This window comes from Synechococcus sp. LTW-G (assembly GCF_054459035.1).
Genome location: NZ_JBTKYW010000003.1, coordinates 177,041 through 195,806 on the forward strand (window position 1 = coordinate 177,041; position 18,766 = coordinate 195,806).

General features: G+C 60.1%; 20 protein-coding genes and 1 tRNA gene. 14 read left to right on the top strand and 7 right to left on the bottom strand.

Annotated features, from left to right (window positions below):
- Positions 1–6: 6 nt before the first annotated feature.
- From ACXIQ9_RS07190 to ACXIQ9_RS07200, 3 genes are all read right to left on the bottom strand, one after another.
- Positions 7–165 carry a hypothetical protein gene (locus tag ACXIQ9_RS07190; RefSeq protein WP_459016216.1) on the bottom strand — a complete coding sequence of 53 codons (159 nt, stop codon included), beginning with the start codon at positions 163–165 and terminating at the stop codon, positions 7–9.
- A gap of 23 nt (positions 166–188) precedes the next feature.
- Complete coding sequence (locus ACXIQ9_RS07195; protein WP_459016217.1) at positions 189–734, bottom strand: hypothetical protein; 546 nt, start codon at positions 732–734, stop codon at positions 189–191.
- 63 nt (positions 735–797) lie between these two features.
- A tRNA-Ser gene (locus tag ACXIQ9_RS07200) sits at positions 798–882 on the bottom strand.
- A gap of 127 nt (positions 883–1,009) precedes the next feature.
- On the opposite strand from ACXIQ9_RS07200, the gene ACXIQ9_RS07205 reads away from it, so the two are divergent.
- Complete coding sequence (locus tag ACXIQ9_RS07205) at positions 1,010–1,180, top strand: hypothetical protein (protein ID WP_010317547.1); 171 nt, start codon at positions 1,010–1,012, stop codon at positions 1,178–1,180.
- Positions 1,181–1,185: 5 nt separating this feature from the next.
- On the opposite strand, the gene ACXIQ9_RS07210 is transcribed toward ACXIQ9_RS07205, so the two are convergent.
- Complete coding sequence (locus ACXIQ9_RS07210; protein ID WP_010317545.1) at positions 1,186–1,383, bottom strand: hypothetical protein; 198 nt, start codon at positions 1,381–1,383, stop codon at positions 1,186–1,188.
- Positions 1,384–1,489: 106 nt separating this feature from the next.
- Complete coding sequence (gene nrdJ / locus ACXIQ9_RS07215) at positions 1,490–3,826, bottom strand: ribonucleoside-triphosphate reductase, adenosylcobalamin-dependent (RefSeq protein WP_459016289.1); 2,337 nt, start codon at positions 3,824–3,826, stop codon at positions 1,490–1,492.
- 154 nt (positions 3,827–3,980) lie between these two features.
- Between nrdJ and ACXIQ9_RS07220 the strand changes: the two genes are divergently transcribed.
- The 5 genes from ACXIQ9_RS07220 to ACXIQ9_RS07240 all read left to right on the top strand — a co-directional run bounded on the left by ACXIQ9_RS07220 (position 3,981) and on the right by ACXIQ9_RS07240 (position 9,533).
- Positions 3,981–6,194 (top strand): mechanosensitive ion channel family protein, encoded by a 2,214-nt coding sequence (locus ACXIQ9_RS07220; RefSeq protein WP_459016218.1) that lies wholly within the window; start codon positions 3,981–3,983, stop codon positions 6,192–6,194.
- Complete coding sequence (locus ACXIQ9_RS07225) at positions 6,178–6,840, top strand: class I SAM-dependent methyltransferase (protein ID WP_459016219.1); 663 nt, start codon at positions 6,178–6,180, stop codon at positions 6,838–6,840. Before ACXIQ9_RS07220 ends, ACXIQ9_RS07225 begins: the two co-directional genes overlap by 17 nt.
- A 22-nt stretch (positions 6,841–6,862) precedes the next feature.
- Entirely contained in the window at positions 6,863–8,506 is a 1,644-nt protein-coding gene (locus tag ACXIQ9_RS07230; protein WP_459016220.1) for a peptide chain release factor 3, read from the top strand.
- A gap of 78 nt (positions 8,507–8,584) precedes the next feature.
- Positions 8,585–8,809, top strand: coding sequence for a hypothetical protein (locus tag ACXIQ9_RS07235; protein WP_247478797.1), 225 nt, complete (start codon positions 8,585–8,587; stop codon positions 8,807–8,809).
- Positions 8,810–8,846: 37 nt separating this feature from the next.
- On the top strand, positions 8,847–9,533 hold the full coding sequence (locus ACXIQ9_RS07240) for a CPP1-like family protein (RefSeq protein ID WP_296420952.1): 687 nt from the start codon (positions 8,847–8,849) through the stop codon (positions 9,531–9,533).
- Here the strand turns inward: ACXIQ9_RS07240 and ACXIQ9_RS07245 are convergent.
- Together ACXIQ9_RS07245 and ACXIQ9_RS07250 are read right to left on the bottom strand one after the other, a co-directional pair.
- Positions 9,530–9,688, bottom strand: coding sequence for a hypothetical protein (locus ACXIQ9_RS07245; RefSeq protein ID WP_247478793.1), 159 nt, complete (start codon positions 9,686–9,688; stop codon positions 9,530–9,532). The genes ACXIQ9_RS07240 and ACXIQ9_RS07245 overlap by 4 nt on opposite strands.
- A gap of 270 nt (positions 9,689–9,958) precedes the next feature.
- Positions 9,959–10,126 (bottom strand): hypothetical protein, encoded by a 168-nt coding sequence (locus ACXIQ9_RS07250; RefSeq protein WP_459016221.1) that lies wholly within the window; start codon positions 10,124–10,126, stop codon positions 9,959–9,961.
- Between the two features lie 509 nt (positions 10,127–10,635).
- Between ACXIQ9_RS07250 and ACXIQ9_RS07255 the strand changes: the two genes are divergently transcribed.
- The 8 genes from ACXIQ9_RS07255 to hsdR all read left to right on the top strand — a co-directional run bounded on the left by ACXIQ9_RS07255 (position 10,636) and on the right by hsdR (position 18,739).
- Positions 10,636–11,007: a DUF805 domain-containing protein gene (locus ACXIQ9_RS07255; RefSeq protein WP_459016222.1), complete on the top strand. Its 372-nt coding sequence runs from the start codon at positions 10,636–10,638 to the stop codon at positions 11,005–11,007.
- 166 nt (positions 11,008–11,173) lie between these two features.
- Positions 11,174–11,791 carry a GIY-YIG nuclease family protein gene (locus tag ACXIQ9_RS07260; RefSeq protein ID WP_459016224.1) on the top strand — a complete coding sequence of 206 codons (618 nt, stop codon included), beginning with the start codon at positions 11,174–11,176 and terminating at the stop codon, positions 11,789–11,791.
- Entirely contained in the window at positions 11,791–12,279 is a 489-nt protein-coding gene (locus ACXIQ9_RS07265; RefSeq protein ID WP_459016225.1) for a hypothetical protein, read from the top strand. Before ACXIQ9_RS07260 ends, ACXIQ9_RS07265 begins: the two co-directional genes overlap by 1 nt.
- Before the next feature lie 187 nt (positions 12,280–12,466).
- Entirely contained in the window at positions 12,467–12,982 is a 516-nt protein-coding gene (locus ACXIQ9_RS07270) for a hypothetical protein (RefSeq protein ID WP_459016226.1), read from the top strand.
- The gene (locus ACXIQ9_RS07275) at positions 12,982–13,410 is read left to right on the top strand and encodes a Rho termination factor N-terminal domain-containing protein (protein ID WP_459016227.1); all 429 of its coding nucleotides are present in this window, start codon (positions 12,982–12,984) and stop codon (positions 13,408–13,410) included. The genes ACXIQ9_RS07270 and ACXIQ9_RS07275 overlap by 1 nt, the downstream gene beginning before the upstream one ends.
- A 42-nt stretch (positions 13,411–13,452) precedes the next feature.
- On the top strand, positions 13,453–15,237 hold the full coding sequence (locus tag ACXIQ9_RS07280; protein WP_459016228.1) for a type I restriction-modification system subunit M: 1,785 nt from the start codon (positions 13,453–13,455) through the stop codon (positions 15,235–15,237).
- Entirely contained in the window at positions 15,234–16,388 is a 1,155-nt protein-coding gene (locus ACXIQ9_RS07285) for a restriction endonuclease subunit S (RefSeq protein ID WP_459016229.1), read from the top strand. Before ACXIQ9_RS07280 ends, ACXIQ9_RS07285 begins: the two co-directional genes overlap by 4 nt.
- Before the next feature lie 8 nt (positions 16,389–16,396).
- Positions 16,397–18,739 (top strand): EcoAI/FtnUII family type I restriction enzme subunit R, encoded by a 2,343-nt coding sequence (gene hsdR, locus ACXIQ9_RS07290; RefSeq protein WP_459016230.1) that lies wholly within the window; start codon positions 16,397–16,399, stop codon positions 18,737–18,739.
- Positions 18,740–18,766: the final 27 nt, after the last annotated feature.

Below are 18,766 nucleotides of genomic sequence, written 5' to 3' on the forward strand. Positions count from 1 at the left end.
TGAGGCCTATACGTCGATCACCTTCGCTTCCTGAACGCCGTCTTCTATAGCTTGGAGTTGGTTGCGGATCGCTTGAAGCTGTCTGCGCTGCTCGGCTTCCAGAACGTTCGCGCCGAGAATCTTGAAGCACTCGGAAATTGCGCTGACTCGTGCGTATTGCTTCACCGCAGGGTCAAGCGCGATCCGGACTAGTTCTTCGGCCAGACGCGGTGCTGCATTGGAAAGGACCCCAGTCGCGCTGTTGAGGTTTTCGCGGACAACGGTTTCGACGAACTCTCGTGCTTGAGGGTCTTTGGCGTATCCCCGCAGGGCCTGGCTCGAACGCTGCTGTCCTTCCAGAAATCGTTTTCCAGCTGCGTGATCGCCTCGGCAATCGTTAAGGCATTTGGTACGGAATCTGGAAACTTCCTGATCTCACTTGCCCAGGGAAACGGATCGGGCAAGATTCCTAATCGCGCAATCTCGGCGGCAAGCCGAATGACGCGGTTTTCGGCCTCAAGAACCTGGCTGCTGTTTGAGGGCAGGTCCAGTCGGATCCTGCGGTCACTGCGTTTTCCGTTGCTGCTGGTGACCGTTGTGCGCCAGTACAGCTTGTTGTCGTGGTCAACGACCCTGCCGCCTATTCCGCGGGTCTTCAGCCCAGTGTTGAGGGTCGTCAGATCGACCATTCCTGCCGAGTTTCTGCCGAATTTCCTGCCGGAATCATCCCGCAGCAGCCGGAAGCTGGCAATCACCCCGACCCATAGCTGCTATGGCTAGACACTAAAAAACCCAGTCAGAGACTGGGTCTTTTAAAGCGGAGGGGGTGGGATTCGAACCCACGGAAGCTTTCACTTCGCTGGTTTTCAAGACCAGAGCCATCAACCACTCGACCACCCCTCCAGGGACGACCTTGGGTCCTCCTCATTGTTCCACGGCCCCGCCCAACTTTCTGATCTCAGGAGTGAGATAGCTGAGACGGATTGACATGGTTGGTTTAGAGCCCTGCGACCGAGAGGTCGTCTGATCCATGGCCGTTCTGTCCACCAACCTGCTGGCCGTGCGCACCCGTGAGCTGGCCGACATGATTGAGACCCTGCCGGTCAGTCTCAGCCCGGATCACCAGTACGAGCGTTGCTGCGAGTTGCTTGAGCAAGTCGCTGTCGCCCTGGACCTGCTGTCGGCTGCGACTCCTGGCTGATGGCCTCAGGCCTCGAAGCCGAAGCTTTGGCGCTGCCTGGGGTTCAGTAATTGTTTGGTGACGTGTTTTTGGGCGTGCATCATCTCGGCCATCTGCTTGGCGAGGTGCTTGAGCAGCTCGAGGTCGTCCATCGCATCGATCGAGCGCTTGATCCGCTCGAGTTCGAAGTTGGATTCCAGGGACAGAGAGGTGGGGGCTGTCACGCGGATCAAACTGTGTGAACGAATGTTAAGTGGCGCAGTGGCTTGCTGTGGCTGCCACAAAAAAGCCGCCCCCCAGCAGGAGGCGGCTCTGGGCGCTGGTGACCGCCTAGTTCTCAGGTTTGGCCAGCGGCAGCAGGCACTTATCGGAGTCGCAGCCCGCGGGACCGGCCTCCATCAGTTCGCCACCGTCGTAGCGCTGCAGGGCTTCGAAGAAGTCGTTGGTGCTGCGGCGGCTGACCACGGCGGCCTGGAGTTCTTCGTAGGTGTCCTGGTTGATCGGCTCAAAGGGTAGACGCGGGAAGGTGGCGTTGGCGTCGAAGCGGGCCAGCAGCGCAGCTGAGATGTAGCCCTGGCCGTTGTCGATCGCGGCGTGGATCGCATTGGTCAGGGGTTCGATCTCGTTCTCGCGGAACTCCACCGTCGCTGAGGTGTTGTGGGCGGTGTAGTGCTGCTGCACCTGCATATAGAAGTCGAACTGGGCCATGGCCGAGAAGTTGTTGATCTCGACGGCATCGGCGCCGGGGATGTTCGCCCAGCTCACCTCGGTGGGGATTTCCACCAGCCATTCGGTGCAGCGGGGATCGAAGGCGTCATCGAGCAGGCGACCCTCTTCGTCTTTGTCGGACTGGGACGGGACGATCGAGTAGCCGTAGTCCATGCAGGCCAGAGCGACCGGGTCGTTCTTGCGGAAGGTGATCCGGCGGATGAAGCGCTGGGCCTTGGGGGGGTGCCAGCCGGGGGAGGCACCGGTGAGCAGGCTCTTGGTGCCGGCGGGCTGGACCGTGGTGCAGCGGTTGGGACGGCGCAGGCCGTGGCGATCGCAGTAGTCCCAAACGGCCTTGTTGACGATCTCTTTCCAACGGCTGAGGTACTCCGCTTCCTTGGCCTTGAAGGCCCGGCCTTCCTCGCTGTCCGGGCGACCGGCTTCCCACCAGGTCAGCCAGGGGGTACCGAAGGCATGCACGAAGAAGTCGAACAGGCCGGTGAAGCTCACGCCAACGATCGGATCCCAGGCGCGGCTTTGGCGGTAGCGCTCCACCTCAAAGCGGTGGTTGAGCAGGCAGGCCACGGCCAGGCCGCCGGCGGTGAAGGCTTCTTCCTGGGCCACCAGATCGTCGGGGTCGATCCGGTTGAGGTGAATCTCAGCGAGGTTGCAGTGGAAGTCGGCGCCCAGGATCTCGCCGCAGGGGTTCAGGCCGTAGCGCCCCAGGCGATGCTCGAGCTCTTCAGCGCTGATCTCGGGGTGGTTGGTGGTCAGCCAGCGGGCGGCCTCTTCACGGCCTTGATCGCAGTAGACGTCGATGAACTCCTTGCGCAGCTCAGGGGTGGAGAGCAGGTCGGCGTTGGAGCGGGCGATGGCCTCAGGGGCGAACTGAATCGCACCTTCGCCGGAGTGGAACTGCTTGGTCACCGCCTCGAGAACGGTCTGGCGGTCCGGCCGGGTGTGGAAGACCCGGGTGTGGTTCGCCATGCGTAGGGCATCGCGCTCGGGGTCGATGCGCCAGTTGCCATCGCTGTCCTGCTGCCAGAGGTTGTCCTTGGCGTTTGACGCGGCGCTGTCATCAGCGCTGAACTGGCGCATGCCGGCGCTGCGGCGGATGTTGCCGGCGACGATTGTGACCGCGGCCTCGTCAATGAGCAGGCAGCACTCGACCGAGGTGAGTCGACGGCCCTGGGCCTTGTTCAGGATTTGGGCAACGCGGCCGTAGAGGTCCTTGAGTTTGACGGGGTTGGCCATGCCGCCGAAGCCCTTCAGGGTTTCGCCGACGGGCCGCACGTCGGAGAGGTCGACGCTGACTTCGATCGGGGTGTTGGCATCGAAGCGCTCGTCGCTGCAGAGCTCGAGCAGGAGCTGATAGCTGTCGACCCAACCGCGTCGGGTGTCACCAACCTTGACCTGAACGGTCTGACCGTTGATCTGGTGAGTCGTGCTGTCTTGGCGCTGGCCGGCCGGTGTGACACCGATGTCGCTGACGCCCGTCACCTTGATGGTGTTGCGGACGGCGGGGAGGCGATCAATCAGGTGGGGCTCAATGATGGCGCCGGTGCCGCAGCCCATCATCGCCAGGTCCATCATCAGACCGAAGGCTTCCCAATCCACCAGGTTGGTGGAGGTGCAGTTGTAGGAACCGGAGAAGTTGTTCTCCTGTTCAATCCAGGGAGTACCGCCGATCCACAGCCAGCGTCCGGAAGGCAGAGCTTTTTGCTCCTGCTGCATCCGGCGCAGCAGGGCGACTTCCTGATCATTGAGGTTGCCGAGTTTGCGCAGCCCAGAGAGGTTGCGCTCGGCTACTTCGTTCCAGCTCTCGCGGCCGCTCGGTGTTTTGCGGCTGTAGGTCCGGTAGAAGACGGGGTTGGCCGCCGGCGCAGTGGCCGGAAAGTCAGGTCTGGGGCTGTTCAGGGCGCTGGTGCTGCTTGCCGCACTGGCTCCAGGAACTGACACGGTCACGGGCGTCGATCTCTAAGCGTGCCGGCACCCTAACGCCACTGGTGGGGTCTGCAAGCAGCCGTTGCCACCAGTGGCGGTGCATCCCCCTCTGTGCCGTTCTGTGGCCTTTGTGGGACAGGGATGTGGCAAATCTGGAATTTTCGCCAGATTGCAGATTCCAGTCCCCATTGGCCTGATGCGCTGCCGCCGCTCCCCCTGGTGGATGACCCTGGTGATCGGGGTGCTTGTGGTGCTCCAGTCCTGGTTGCCGGCCGAGGCCGTCACCGGTAGGACCCGGGCGCTGCTGTTTGAGCCCAACGCCCGGCTGATTCCGATTGAGCAGCAACCCTTTTATGGGGAGCTGGTCCGAGATGCCGGCTCCTGGTCTGATGTGGTGCTCGGTCAGGTCGTGGGCAGCAGTCCAAGGGCGACCCTGCTCAATTTCTATGCGGTTATGGCCGAGGTGGGGGACCGCGCCGACCGCCTTGGTCGCTACAGCGCTCTGGTGCAGGCACGCCGCGATGGGGTGGATCGGCAGGAGCAGATCGATGACACCAACCTGCTGTTTGATCTCGCGGTGCGGGCTCTGGATGCCTCGGTCTTCCCCCAAAGCGTGCGGGGCGGGATGGCGGATGAGGCGGCCATCCAGCTGAAGCATGTTCTGGATTACGTCTTCACCCACAGCGTTGAACCCATCTCCATTCCGGACTCCGCAGGGATGAAGGCGCTGAACGATCAGCGGATCAAGCCGGTGGATGCCTGGCGCATCCCGGGTACGGCGATCACGTTGACCTCAGATCTAGTTGGCGATCCTGAGAACAACCTCTACGTCTTTTCCGCCGACACGGTGAGACAAATCCACGCGATGTACGAGGAGATCAGGGACTATCCCCCGATTCAGCAGCCGTTTGCGACGCCTCATTTTTATCACGACTTTATTCTGACCCCCGGTTACTTGGTGCCACCGGATTGGTATCTCCGTTTCCCCAGGTCTTGGCGCTCCGTTTTTGAAATCCCTGTTCTTGACCAAACGCTCTTTCAGGTCGTTTGTGCCATCGCAGTCATCGGCATTTATCTCCTGGTCGCAGGCTGGTTAATAGGTCTTCTGGTCGATAGTTATCGCGATCGTCCCCTGGGTGATTCCCTCCCCGCAAAGCCAGGGCCCTGGGTTCAAGACGGAATTGCTTGGCGCCGATTCTTCTTCATTCTGCCGGTGCTGCCGTTGACACGCTTGGCTGAATATCTAATTGATGATGAGGTCAACTTCACGGGATTGCCGCTCGTTGTTGTCACCTATGCCTTCTACGTGATCTGGTTTGTCACCGCGGGATTGGTGGTCTTTTTGTTCTTTGAGGCGCTTGGGCGAACCGGCTCGGAATTCTTGACCCGTGTGCGCGGCTCCGGTTCGGAGTGGCGGCTGCAGCGGGTCTCCAGTTTCTTGATGCCCCTCTGCCGGGCACTGGGTGGCTTAATCGCGGTAGCCATCTTCTATCGACTGTTGATCCTGCTGGGTTTGCCCGCCAGCACGGTGTTGGCCTTTTCCGCCGTTCCCGGTCTGGCGATTGGTTTGGGCGCTTCCAAGTTGCTCGGCAACCTGTTTGCTGGCCTTTCGATTCAGACCGACCGGCCCCTGCGGGTCGGTGAGTTCTGCCGGGTTGGCGACAGCCTTGGCTACATCACCAAGATCGGTTTGCGCTCGCTTGAGCTGCAAACCCTCGAGAGCCGGGTCACGATTCCGAACTCCATCGCCGATGAGGCGACCATCGTCAACTACTCCAGGAGGAGCCATCGGCAGGACCGACGGCCGATGCAATCGCTGGAGCTGCGGTTGGATCTCGATGGCGCCTTCTCTCCGTATCAACTCGAGGAGGTCTTGCATCAAACCCATCGCTCCCTTGAGGCGCGCCAGGACCTGCATCAGCCCTTGGTCACCCTGGACCGCAGTGCAGATGGTGCGGCTCAGTCCCTGGTGGTGGTGGCCATGGTCGAGCTGCATGGCTGGCCCGCCTACCTGCGCCTGCGGGATCAGTTGCTGCTCCAGCTGGAGGAACTGATCGAGCGGGCTCAGTTGTCGGAGATTGCCCTGGGGATTGCCTATGGCACGACGCCTGAGCAACTCCAGCGGGTCCCGGCCTTGATGCAGAAGGCTGTCGAGGTGGATTCTGAACTGCGCTTCCTGGCCTGCCGGCTGGAGCGCATTGCCGCCTTCAGCTACGACCACGTTCTGGAGTTCAGCTCCCTCCACAGCGAGCACGATGCTTTCGAGGACAGCCTTCATGAGCTGAACCGCAGGATTATCGAAACCCTGGCGGCCGAGGGGATTGAGATCCCCTTCCCGACCCAAACCCTGATGCTCAACCCTTCCGATGCAGCGCACCCCTGAACCGGAATTGATGGATGCCCCCGAGCAGGCATCCGCCTACGCCGCTGCGGATTTCAGTGCTGGGGATCAGGCCCTGATCGAGCGGATCCAGGCGTTGTTCCCAAGCGGCCTGGGCCCGCGTGTTCTGGATCTGGGTTGCGGTCCGGGCAACATCAGCTTCCGCCTGGCCCGAGCGGATTCCGCGGCGGAGGTGATCGGTCTGGATGGGGCTCCGGCGATGCTCCAGCTCGCGCAGCAGAGTCTGGAGAAGGAGCCGGCTCTCTCCAAGCGGCTCTCGTTTGTTTGTCTCTGTCTGCCTTCGCTGGCCCTGCCCAAGGGCTGTAGTGGCTTGGTGAGCAACAGCCTGCTCCATCATCTGCACGACCCGCTGGTGCTCTGGCAGGCCATTGCCCAGGCTGCTGCCCCGGGTGCACGGGTCTATGTCAAGGATCTGCGGCGCCCCCCCAGTCCGGAGGCCGCCGAGCAGTTGCGTCAGCGCTACCTCGCCGATGCCCCGGCGGTGCTGCAGCACGACTACCTGGCGTCCCTGCATGCGGCCTTCACCGCCGCTGAGGTGGAGCAGCAACTGCACCGCTGCGGCCTGGACCAGCTGCAGGTGGCGGAGGTGGACGACCGTTACCTCGAGATCTGGGGGCAACTGCCGTGAGCTCACCTGTCAGGCTGGCGCCATGACCAGCAGCAGCGTGAGCACCACTCCCGAGCTCGAGGCCCTGGCGGAGGCCGTCTCTCGCCGCCGCAACTTCGCGATTATTTCCCACCCCGACGCGGGTAAGACCACCCTGACGGAGAAGTTGCTCCTTTACGGGGGGGCGATTCAACAGGCCGGTGCCGTGAAGGCCAAGGGGGAGCAGCGCAAGGTCACCTCCGACTGGATGGAGCTGGAGAAACAGCGGGGAATCTCGATCACCTCAACCGTGCTGCAGTTCGACTACAGCGGCAGCACGATCAACCTGCTGGATACCCCCGGCCACCAGGACTTCTCGGAAGACACCTACCGGACCCTGGCCGCTGCGGACAACGCGGTGATGTTGGAGGACGCGGCCAAGGGCCTCGAGCCCCAGACCCGCAAGTTGTTTGAGGTCTGCCGGATGCGTCGCATCCCGATCTTCACCTTCATCAACAAGATGGATCGCCCGGGCCGTGAGCCTCTGGAGCTGCTGGATGAGATCGAGCAGGACCTGGGCCTGGCCTGTTGGCCAGTGAATTGGCCGATTGGCAGTGGCGACCGCTTCCGGGGCGTGATCGATCGCCGCAGCAAGGAGGTGATCCTGTTTCAGCGGGCCGAGCGGGGCCGGGCCTCAGAAGAAAAGGTCCTCAGCGTCGATGAGGCCCGCGGCACTGGCGCGGTGGAAGACGAGCTGCTCGATGCGGCCCTGGAGGAACTGGAGCTGCTGGAGGCCGCTGGCAACGAACTGGATTTGGAGTTGGTCCATGCCGGCGAGCTCAGCCCGGTCTTCTTTGGCTCGGCCATGACCAACTTCGGGGTGCGTCCCTTCCTGGATGCCTTCCTGGAGCTGGCCCAAAAACCCACCCCCCGCTCCAGCAGCGCCGGTGAGATTGAACCGGTGCGCCCCGGGTTCAGCGGTTTCGTCTTCAAATTGCAGGCCAACATGGACCCCCGCCACCGCGACCGGGTGGCCTTTGTGCGCGTCTGCAGCGGCAAGTTTGAGAAGGACATGACGGTGCAGCACGCCCGCACCGGCAAGGCCATCCGTTTGTCCCGTCCCCAAAAACTGTTCGGACAGGACCGGGCTGTGGTGGAGGACGCCTACCCCGGTGACGTCATTGGTCTGAACAACCCGGGGATGTTCGCCATTGGCGACACCCTGTACCTCGGCTCCAAGGTCGAATACGAGGGGATTCCCTGCTTCAGCCCGGAGATCTTTGCCTGGCTGCGCAACCCCAACCCCTCGGCCTTCAAGAGCTTCCGCAAGGGGGTCAACGAGCTGCGGGAGGAGGGAGCCGTGCAGATCCTCTACGACACCGACCAGAGCAAGCGTGATCCGATCCTGGCGGCGGTGGGACAACTCCAGCTGGAGGTGGTGCAGTACCGCCTGGAGAGCGAGTACGGCGTGCAGACCCGCCTCGAGCCCTTGGGTTTCTCGGTGGCCCGCTGGGTCGTGGGCGGCTGGGCCGAGCTGGATAAGGTCGGGCGGATCTTCAACTGCAAAACCGTCCGCGATGCCTGGGATCGTCCGGTGCTGCTGTTCAAGAACGACTGGAACCTCAACCAATTGGCGGAGGATCACCCGGACCTGGAACTCAGCGCCGTCGCGCCCGTGGTGAGCGGTGTGGAGCCCATTGCGCTGTAGCCCCTCTGCAGGGCTCGCGGTTGCTTGTCTGGGAGCGCCAGAATCAGCTGCAACGAAATATCACAGGCTGATTGGCTGATGCCTGGTTCTCTTTGGCTGGTTCGCCCCAGGACCGATGGGGGCAACGATTACGTCAATTTCGTCCGTGGCGGCATGGGCATTGAGATGAGAGAAGGAAGCCACCTGCCGCCGCAGATGCCCCTGCTGAAACGTCGCTGCTGGCTTGAGCTCGATGAGGCGGCACGCCAGCGCATCCTGCTGCTGCGCCAGCAAGGGTTCCAGTCCAGCGAGCCCCTGTTCTGACTACGCTCAGGAATGCAATCCTGCGGCGCGCGGTGGCATGAACCAGGGTCCTGATTCCTCCTCGACCGGTTCCCAGCCCAGTCCCTACGAGCGCCTGGGCATCGAGACCGGTGCGGGATTTGAGGCGGTGCAGGCCGCCAAGCAGGCCAGGCTCGATGAGGTGGGTGAGAACCCCCAGGCCCGCGCCCAGATCGAGGCGGCCTACGACGCCGTACTGATGGATCGCCTGAAAGAGCGGCAGCAGGGCAAGGTCAGCACTGCAGCCCTCAACGCTTCGGCCCGTGAGGCCAAGGCACCTCCCTCGGCATCACCCGCGCGGCCATCTCTGCCATCCCTGCCGAAACTCGCGGCCCTGCCCAAGCCGTCCCTGCCGAAGCCCTCGCTGCCTGCGCTGGAGTTGGCCGAGGGGCAGCAGCGTTGGCTGCCCGTGGGTGGCTTCGCCCTGCTGACCCTGTTGCTGCTGCTCGCGCCGGCCTCCTCGGCCGAGCTGGTGCTGGCCCTTTCCACGTTGTTCAGCGTTGTGCTGCTGCAGCGGCGCAGTCGGCGCCTGCTCCAGGCCGTCGGCTTCAGCATCCTGCTGCTGAGCCTGGGTCTGGGCATCGGTGCCTTACTGCTTCAGCTGCTGGATCCGAGCTTGCCCCTGGGCCTTCCGCTCGATGCCCACCAGGTCCAGAGCCTGCCGGCCCTGCTGCTGCTGCTGCTGGGCGCCCTGCTGATCGCCTAGAGCTGCTTGCTGCCGGCCTGGTTCCAGCTGTGGCAGCGCAGGGTCCGGGCTGCTCCCCAGGGGATCGTGATGGCCCAGAAGCGGCAACAGCCGCTCTGGTTAGAGCTGTTCAGCGCAAAGTGACTGCAGTTCAGGCAGTGGGGAAACCAGGTCATCACCAGGGCCTGCAGCGCTTCCCCGTTACAGCTCCGGCTGGGGCGCGTTGGTGATCACCCCAGGACACTTTTTCAGCCGTTAGGCGGCAGGCGAAAGCTCGTCGATCAGCTCCTGCAGCTCGGCGGCCTTGATGTCATAGACCTCATTGCAGAAGTGGCACTCGCACTTCTCGAATGCCCTGCGGTGCAGGCTTTTTCTTCAAGACTCAAGACACTGGTGGACTAAAAGTGGCCTAGTTTCTGGTCAATCGGGCGGCTTGAAGCCCTTCTTCAGTCGATTTCGGCGCCTGGTTCGCCGTCGGCCAGCACCACGGCCAGGCGACACTCCGGGAAGAGGTCATGGCCTGTCTCAAAGGCCTCTTCGGGGCTGTCGGCGCGCACAGGCACCGTGGTGATGCCTTCGGGCAGGTCAACGATCAACGCGTACAGAAGTCCCAATGCACTGCAGCCACTAACGATTAGCTAGCAACCCCTTGCACCCTTGGCTTCACACAGTCCATAACTGAGCTGAACGAGCACCACAGGCCAGCGCCGTCCGCGCGAGGAAGCTATTCCGTCAGCGTCATCTGGGCCAGGCTGTGGGAGCTACATCAGGTCGATGCGCCGTCTGCTGATGGAGACCGCCGACCTCTCAGCTGATTCCCGCCTGATCCGTCCCCGCTGTGCAAATGCCTGAATGCCTGCCAATCGCCACCTCTGGCTGGGCACAACTAGGGGATTACGCAAGAAACCTTCTGGCTGCATCTGTATTAAGCGGATCAAGCTGGTGCGCATGGAACTTTGCCTTTACGAAAAAGAACGCTACTGTTGTCTATGCCTACATTGGCCTTCTTGCGTTGGCGCTAACCGCAATACAGGGCAATTTTCAGCAACGCATCATTTACGCAATAAAGTCTGGCTGCATTTAATCCCGTAGCACAGGAATTGACCGTTTGCACCCTCAACAGATGATTCGAGCTTATTTCGCTTTCTGGAAAAGGTCTTTTGACTTCACGGGCAGGACATCTCGGTCTGATTTCTGGTGGGCAATAGCAGGAAATCTTTCCGCTATTGCAATCGTCTTCGTGGCGTGGTACTTGGTTAGATTTGTTTGCATCGGTGATTGCGCAGAATCTACCAAAGTGATGTCTACAATGTCCGCCCTGCTCTATTTGGCCGCATCCTTTATTCCGAATATATCTATTCAGATTCGAAGGCTTCGAGATGTAGGCCAAAGTCCTTATCTTATTCTTACATGCTTCATTCCCATTGTTGGCGTTGCCTGTCAGGTCGCCCTGCTATTCATGTATGCAAGGCCCTCTTCCAGAGCCACAGCATGAGCGCCTAGCCCATCAGCTCTGATGACTCGAGCCAGAGGCGCTAATGGAGAATGCACCATCCAATATGGGGGTCGACCATGGCCCCCCAACCACAGCTCTCAGCAGGTGTTCTTCTCGAACCGGTTGGGTGGTTGTTGCGAAGCGTCGGATGGGCCAGGCTTGGTAAATGGCTGAAGGCATCGTCTACGTCTTGACCAACCCAGCCATGCCCGGGATGGTCAAGATTGGCAAAACGGGCCGAGAGGTAGAAGTCCGTCTCAATGACCTCTACACAACAGGGGTTCCCTTGCCCTTCGAGTGCGAGTACGCAGCAAGGGTCCCCGACATGGACAAGGTTGAAAAAGCCTTCCACGACGCCTTTGGCCCTTACCGGGTAAACCCCAGGCGGGAGTTCTTCGCTATTGAGCCCCAGCAAGCCATTGGCCTACTGGATCTGATGAGCCTGGAGGACATGACTCCGGCAATCCAGAAGGAAGCAGAGATGGTTGATGTTGAGGCCAAAGCCTCGTCGGAAAAGCTCAAGAGGTCCCGACGACCATCTCTCAACTACCTAGAGATGGGCATCCCTGTTGGCAGCACTCTTGTTTTTGAGGGAGACGGACTGACCACATGCACAGTGGTCGATGGCCGTAGCGTCGAATTTCAAGGCCGGATTACTTCGATCTCGAAACTCACAGCAGAGCTCCGCAACACCCCCGGCAGGCCGATTCGCGGCCCTGCGCACTGGTCATTCAATGGTCGATTGCTCGATGAGCTCTATGAGGAAACCTACTCGGATTACTGATGGCTGCAGACAAGACATTTAGGGGTAACGCGAGTCAGTTCTTTGTATGTGGAGAGCTTTGTAGGCGCGGCTACTACGCAGTTGTTACTTTGGGTAATGCGGCAAATACCGACATACTGTGCAGCAACATTAAAGGCACCAAGTTTGTGCATATTCAGGTCAAGACCTTTTTGCCTGGCAATGCGACCTGTTCTGTGGGCATCAAGGCGGAGAATGATAATGGACCGAACTTCTTTTGGGTTCTGGGTGGCATCCCGGACCCGCCCGAAAAGAATTTCCGCTACTTCATCATTCCCTCAGCTGTTATGGCTGAGAATGTTTCCAGAGCACACAAGATCTGGGAGCGCACGCCTGGCAAGGATGGGAGGCAACACAGCCAGGACACTAAGTTCCGGACCGTCCACATTCCACCAGCATCCAATCAATACAGCTGGGATATCAGTGAATTCGAGGACCGCTGGGACCTAATCGAGGCGAAGCTGCACTAGGTCTAGTCACTCACCCACGAACTCAAGCGCAACCCGTATCGTCTGTCACTTATCCGGCGTTCGTGCCGGTGGTCTAAAGGATGAGCAATTAAGGGCGACTAGTTAGTGTCACTGAATAACCTGCCAACCAAATCATCTAATTAGCTGCCGGGCTATTTCCTAGGCTCTTGGGAGAGCGTTGCGCCCCATGGCAAGCACCCCATCCAGCCCGGCCAAGCGGGGAACAGCAGCCAAGCGCTTCCCTCTGGTCCACAAGCTTGTCCAGTTCGCGGACATCCGCCGCTACTACGCCGAAATGCGGGAGGCCCTCAAGGACTCCAATCGCCAAGCAGGGGCTTACAAGGGATGGGTCACGCGTTGGAAGAACAAGGCCGAGGGTTTGGAGCTGGAGCGAAAGCGGCTGGAGGTTGAGGTCGAGACCCACCTACACGACAAAAAGGTCCTTTCGGAGCAGCTGCGTGCCATCACCGAGGACTACCAAGCTATGGGAACTGTCCTGGCCAAGCTGGAGCACTTCGAGAACGCCATTGATGAGCTGCGCCGACTGAAGCTGGTGGCTGACGAGCAAAGCCTTTCTGCCGGTTACTGGTCAGCCAACGCCCAGAACGACCTCCGCACCGGTGTGGATGACTTCCTTGAGGCGGTGGACGAAATCATGGATGACGAGTGGGTGGCACCTCAGAAAGCCTCTGAAGCCAGCTAGTGGCCAAAAAGCTCCTATCCGAGCAGTTCCGAGAGCAGCTGCAGGGCCTTGGTTCCAGCCTTGCTGCTCATACCCGCTCGCTGGAGCAGCACTTCGAGAGCCAGGAGGCCTTCCTGGCCCTGCGGCACCAGGAGCTTGAGGAAGAAGCGAGGGAAGCATTGCCAGCCGCTGGCGGAGCGGTGGAAGCGCTGGAGCTAGCCCTTGCTCCTCTGGTCAAAGGAGACCTGGCCCTGCTGACCGTGACCGACCTCAGGCGCCTATGCAACGGGGCAGGGCTGAAGGGTTACTCCAAGTACAAGAAGGCGGAGCTGGTCTCGCTGCTTAAAGCCAGTGGCATAGCGGCGCCACCACTACAGGTCAAAAAGCTCTCTCGAGCCCAACTGGAGGCAATCGCTTCCGCAGTTTTGGCAACAAGGACTTTGGGATAAGCCTTATATCTGGCAGCCTGACCTGAAGGATCCCCTGGGGCTTTGACCTACAGCGTTGATACGTCCGCTGAAGCGCCAGAGCTCGATGGGGAGCTCGATGAATTCCTTGGTGCCCTGGCAGCCCTTGGCGGGTCCGCTGGGAATGGGCGGCTTCGTGAGGTCCTCGAGTGGGATGAGGCCTCGTACGAGGCGGTCAAAACCGTCCTCGTAGGGCGAGGCCTTGTCGTGCCTGGGCGTGGCCGTGGTGGATCCGTAGCGCTAGCCGGTGAGGGTGGTGCCACCGCAGGGCTATCTGATTCGGAACCGCCAGCCAGGCGAGCAAGGTCGACTCGAGGCGGCAACGGGAAATCCGCAAGCTCCTTTGAGCAGGCCTTCCGCGCCATCGACGACTGCCTGCGAAAGGAAGCCGGTTGCGGCACCGAGCTGGACTACACCGAGCAGACCTCGTGGCTGCTGTTCCTCAAATACCTGGACGGGCTTGAGGAAGACCGTGCGGCAATGGCCCTGCTGGAGGGGCGCCCTCACGCCCCAATCCTCGACGAGCAATTCCGCTGGAACAGTTGGGCGGCCCCAAAGGATGTCAGTGGTCAGCTCGACCACAACGCTGCCGTTACTGGCGACGACCTACGCGACTTTGTGAACCAGCGCCTATTCCCCTACCTGGAGCAGTTCAAGCAACGGGCCACAGGGCCCAACACCATCGAATACAAGATCGGCGAGATCTTCGGAGAGATCCGCAACAAGATCTCCAGTGGCTACAACCTGCGCGAAATCATCGACGTGATCGATGACCTCCGCTTCCGTTCCCAGGCCGAGAAGCACGAGCTCTCGATGCTGTACGAGGAGAAGATCAAGCGGATGGGGAACGCTGGCCGTAACGGCGGCGAGTACTACACCCCTCGGCCACTGATTCGGGCAATCGTTCAGGTCGTTAATCCGAAGATTGGGGAGACGGTTTATGACCCTGCCGTTGGGTCTGCGGGCTTCCTCTGCGAGGCGTTCGAGTTCATGCGGAATGGCGGCTTAACCGGCAATGAGCTCAGCACAGAAGACCTAGAGGCTCTGCAAACGCGCACCTTCACGGGCAAGGAGAAGAAGAGCCTCGCCTACGTGATTGCCATCATGAACATGATCCTGCACGGGATCGAGGCACCCAACATCATTCACGCCAACACGCTCACCGAAAACCTGAGCGATGTCCAGGAGCGTGACCGTTACGACGTCATCCTTGCCAACCCGCCGTTTGGAGGAAGTGAGCGCACTGAGGTGCAGCAGAACTTCCCCATCCGCTCTGGCGAAACAGCCTTTCTATTCCTGCAGCACTTCATCCGCATGCTGCGAGCAGGTGGCAGGGCCGGTGTAGTCATCAAGAACACGTTCCTGTCCAATTCCGACAACGCCTCAGTGGCCCTGCGGCGGAAGCTCCTTGAGGAGTGCAACTTGCACACCGTGCTCGACTGTCCTGGTGGCACGTTCCAAGGGGCTGGTGTCAAGACGGTTGTGCTGTTCTTTGAGAAGGGAACGCCCACCCGGAAAGTGTGGTTTTACCAGCTCGATCCCGGCCGCAACCTGGGCAAGACCAACCCGCTCAATGACCGCGATCTAGCGGAGTTCGTCGATCTGCAAAAAACCTTTGCAGATTCCGTCAAGAGCTGGAGAGTGGCGGTGGATTCGATCGATCGCCAGAGTTGGGATCTCTCGGTGAAGAACCCCAATGCTGCTGAGACCGCAGAGCTGCGCAGCCCGCAAGAAATCCTCGCGGAGATTGCGGCGCTGGATGCAGAGAGTGCGCAGGTGCTGGCAAGGATTGGGGGATTGTTGGGATGAATGATGCGTGGGATGTAATGCCTCTTGGCGAACTTTGCGATGTGCTCGACCACAAGCGTAAACCAATCACCAAAAGAGACCGAGAGGCCGGAGAGTATCCCTACTACGGTGCAACAGGCGTGCTGGACCACGTGGCTGGTTATTTGTTTGATGAGCCGCTCGTGCTTGTAGGTGAAGATGGCGCAAAGTGGGGGTCAGGTGCAAACACGGCTTTTGCAGTCAAAGGAAAAGTCTGGGTCAATAATCACGCACATGTACTGAGGCCCAATCGGGACAAGCTCCTTGATCGCTGGCTGATCTATCACCTTAACCATTCTGACCTTACGGTATTCGTCTCGGGTTTGACTGTCCCAAAGCTCAATCAGGGAAGCCTACGTGAAATACCTGTCCCCGTTCCCCCACTCCCCGAACAGCAGCGAATCGTCGCCCTACTTGAGGAAGCATTTGCGGGCCTCGCCACCGCCAAAACCAACGCCGAGCGGAACGTCCAGAATGCTAATCAGCTGTACGAGAGTCTTTTTCAATCTTTCGTCGATCAACGCGGAGAGGAATGGGAGGAAACAACATTGAGTGAAGCGACTGGCGGAATATTCACCGGCCCATTTGGTTCCCTCCTGCACAAGAGCGACTACATTGAGGGCGGAATCCCACTGGTCAACCCTGCCCACATCAAAGCAGCCGGGATTGAACCTGATCTGCGCAAAACTGTTTCATCTGAGACAGCAAAGCGCCTCAAGAGCTACATCTTATCAAGCGGAGATATTGTAATTGGACGACGCGGCGAGATGGGGCGATGTGCGGTTGTGACAGAGCGAGAGGATGGCTGGCTCTGTGGGACTGGAAGTTTCTTTATTAAGCCTTCTGCTAGATGCGATCCGCGTTATGTAGCCATGTATTTGCGTTCAAGATCTTGCAAGTCAGCACTTGAATGCATTGCTGGTGGCGCCGTCATGCCGAACTTGAGCAATTCTGATCTAGGGAATCTACCTCTTAGGCTGCCACCGCTTTCTAAGCAGCTGGAGATTGTAGAGCGGGTTGATTGCCTTGGTGCACAAATTCAACGCCTCACCCACATCTTCGAAAGCAAGCTCATCGCAGCGAAGGATCTCAAGAAGTCAATTTTGCGCAGGGCCTTCAACGGGGACCTTTAGGGAATGCAATGAACGAGGCAGACACCAGAGCAGAGCTCATCGATCCGCTACTGACAGCAGCTGGGTGGGGGGTCGTTGAGGGCAGCCGCATTCGGCGCGAATACGGCATTACACCTGGTCGGCTCGAAGGAGGTGGTCGACGCGGTAAGCCCCTCACCGCGGACTACGTCCTGACCTACCGCAATACCCTGCTTGCGGTCGTGGAGGCTAAGCCTGATACGGCTCCCTTGACCGAGGGTGTTGCACAGGCCAAGGACTACGCAGGCAAGCTCAAGATCCGCTTCACCTACGCCAGCAACGGCCTTGGGGTCTACGCCATTGATATGGCGAACGGCGAAGAAGGCCCTGCGGGGGGGTTCCCCACGCCGGATGAGCTCTGGAGCAGGACCTTCGCCGAGGAGAACGAGTGGCGTGATCGCTTTGCCGCCATCCCCTACCCGGACAAGGGGGGAAGCTGGGAGATCCGCTTCTATCAGGACATTGCGGTTAGGAGAGTCCTCGAAGCTGTTGCCACGGGCCGTGATCGGATCCTGCTGACCCTCGCTACGGGAACCGGCAAGACCTCAATTGCGTTCCAGATCATCTGGAAGCTTTTCCAGGCCCGATGGAACCTGTCAGGTCAACCAACCAGACGCCCTCGGATCCTTTTCCTGGCCGACCGGAACACCCTCGCCAATCAAGCCTTTAACGACTTCACAGGCTTCGCCGCCTTCGAGGAAAACGCTCTGGCGCGTATCCAACCGGATGAGCTGCGCAAGAAAGGTCGAGTTCCCACAAACGCAAGCGTCTTCCTGACGATCTTCCAGACCTTCATGTCTGGCCCTGCGGCTGAGGGCGAGCCCACTCCGTGGTTCGGGCAGTACCCACCCGACTTCTTCGATTTCATCGTGATCGATGAGTGCCACCGAGGAGGTGCCAAGAACGAATCAACCTGGCGCGGCATCCTCGAGTACTTCGAACCAGCGGTCCAGCTGGGCTTGACCGCTACCCCTAGGCGTACCGACAACGCCGACACCTACGCCTATTTCGGGGAGCCGGTTTTTACGTACTCGCTTAAGGAGGGCATCAACGACGGGTACCTGACACCCTTCCGGGTCAAGCAGATCAGCACGTCCCTCGACGAGTACGTCTACACGGCTGACGATACTGTCGAAGAAGGCGCCGTCGAGACGGGCCGCCGCTACACCGAAGCTGACTTCAACCGGATCATTGAGATCCAGCAGCGGGAGCGGCAGCGCGTGGAAATCCTGCTCAGTCAGATCGACCAACGCCAGAAAACTATGGTGTTCTGTGCGACCCAGGAGCATGCCCTCGCGATCCGGGATCTCATCAACCAGCTCAAGACCAGTACCGATCCCAACTACTGCCAGCGGGTCACCGCAGACGATGGCGAGCTGGGCGAGACCTACCTTCGAGAGTTTCAGGACAACGAGAAGTCAATCCCCACGATCCTGACGACCTCACAGAAGCTTTCCACCGGGGTGGATGCCCGGAACGTGCGCAATATCGCCCTGCTTCGGCCGGTGAACTCGATGATCGAGTTCAAGCAGATCGTCGGTCGAGGAACTCGCCTCTATGACGGCAAGGACTACTTCACGATCCTGGACTTCGTGAAGGCTTACCAGCTATTCAGCGACCCCGAGTGGGATGGCCCACCCGAGGCTCCTGATCCCCCCGAACGGCCGGCAAGACCCAATGTCGAACCGAAGGGATCAGATGAACCGGAGGATGGTTCCGGCGCTGAAGACTCGCTACGTCGAAGCAAGGTGCGCATCAAGCTCGGGGATGGGAAGGAGCGGGCCCTGCAGCACATGATGGTGACCAGCTTCTGGCATCCCGACGGCAAGCCGATGAGCTCGACGGAGTTCATTGAGCTCCTCTATGGCCAGCTGCCTGAGTTTGCGAAGAACGAAGCGGAGCTCCGGGAAATCTGGAGTGCGCCGGACACTCGCAGCAAGCTTCTGCAGGGCTTGGCCGAAAGAGGCTTTGGCGGCGAGCAGCTCGCGGAGATCCAGTCGATCATTTCGGCGGAGAACAGCGACTTGTTCGATGTCCTGGCCTATGTCGCCTACGCCCTTGGCCCTGTTCCCCGAGAAGAGCGTGCTCAGCAAGCCCGCCTATACGTCAACTCACGGTTCACGACCAAGCAGCAGCTGTTCATCGACTTCGTCCTTCAGCATTACGTGACGATGGGCGTGCAAGAGCTTGCGCAAGAGAAGCTTGCCCCCCTTCTCAGGCTGCGATACCAGAACTCAATCGCAGATGCTCTAGCGGATCTGGGGGGACCTGAAGAGGTGGGGCAGATGTTTGCCGGGTTCCAGCGCTACCTCTATGAGCCAGTTAGCGCCTAAGTCATGGGCATGACGCAAGAGGAGCTA